The organism is Enterobacter sp. 5-4, from assembly GCF_000612205.1.
GTDB classification, from domain to species: Bacteria; Pseudomonadota; Gammaproteobacteria; order Enterobacterales; family Enterobacteriaceae; genus Enterobacter; species Enterobacter roggenkampii.
This window is the reverse complement of record NZ_JFHW01000035.1, coordinates 1-1,338: the sequence shown is the minus strand read 5'-3', so window position 1 is coordinate 1,338 and position 1,338 is coordinate 1. Positions and strand designations below refer to the sequence as shown.

Genomic DNA, 1,338 nt, shown 5'->3' with positions numbered 1-1,338 from the left:
TCCGCCTACATGCTTAAACCGGGACAACCGTCGCCCGGCTAACATAGCCTTCTCCGTCCCCCCTTCGCAGTAACACCAAGTACAGGAATATTAACCTGTTTCCCATCGACTACGCCTTTCGGCCTCGCCTTAGGGGTCGACTCACCCTGCCCCGATTAACGTTGGACAGGAACCCTTGGTCTTCCGGCGAGCGGGCTTTTCACCCGCTTTATCGTTACTTATGTCAGCATTCGCACTTCTGATACCTCCAGCATGCCTCACAGCACACCTTCAACGGCTTACAGAACGCTCCCCTACCCAACAACGCATAAGCGTCGCTGCCGCAGCTTCGGTGCATGGTTTAGCCCCGTTACATCTTCCGCGCAGGCCGACTCGACCAGTGAGCTATTACGCTTTCTTTAAATGATGGCTGCTTCTAAGCCAACATCCTGGCTGTCTGTGCCTTCCCACATCGTTTCCCACTTAACCATGACTTTGGGACCTTAGCTGGCGGTCTGGGTTGTTTCCCTCTTCACGACGGACGTTAGCACCCGCCGTGTGTCTCCCGTGATAACATTCTTCGGTATTCGTAGTTTGCATCGGGTTGGTAAGCCGGGATGGCCCCCTAGCCGAAACAGTGCTCTACCCCCGAAGATGAGTTCACGAGGCGCTACCTAAATAGCTTTCGGGGAGAACCAGCTATCTCCCGGTTTGATTGGCCTTTCACCCCCAGCCACAAGTCATCCGCTAATTTTTCAACATTAGTCGGTTCGGTCCTCCAGTTAGTGTTACCCAACCTTCAACCTGCCCATGGCTAGATCACCGGGTTTCGGGTCTATACCCTGCAACTTAACGCCCAGTTAAGACTCGGTTTCCCTTCGGCTCCCCTATACGGTTAACCTTGCTACAGAATATAAGTCGCTGACCCATTATACAAAAGGTACGCAGTCACACCACGAAGGTGCTCCCACTGCTTGTACGTACACGGTTTCAGGTTCTTTTTCACTCCCCTCGCCGGGGTTCTTTTCGCCTTTCCCTCACGGTACTGGTTCACTATCGGTCAGTCAGGAGTATTTAGCCTTGGAGGATGGTCCCCCCATATTCAGACAGGATACCACGTGTCCCGCCCTACTCTTCGAGTTCACAGCCTGTGCATTTTCGTGTACGGGACTGTCACCCTGTACCGTGCGACTTTCCAGACGCTTCCACTAACACACAAGCTGATTCAGACTCTGGGCTGCTCCCCGTTCGCTCGCCGCTACTGGGGGAATCTCGGTTGATTTCTTTTCCTCGGGGTACTTAGATGTTTCAGTTCCCCCGGTTCGCCTCGTTAACCTATGTATTCAGTTAACGATAGTG

Annotated in this window: 1 rRNA gene; it reads right to left on the bottom strand. The window is 53.3% G+C overall.

The features are described from left to right. Positions 1-1,338, bottom strand: a 23S ribosomal RNA gene (locus AA74_RS0120120); the annotation flags it as partial.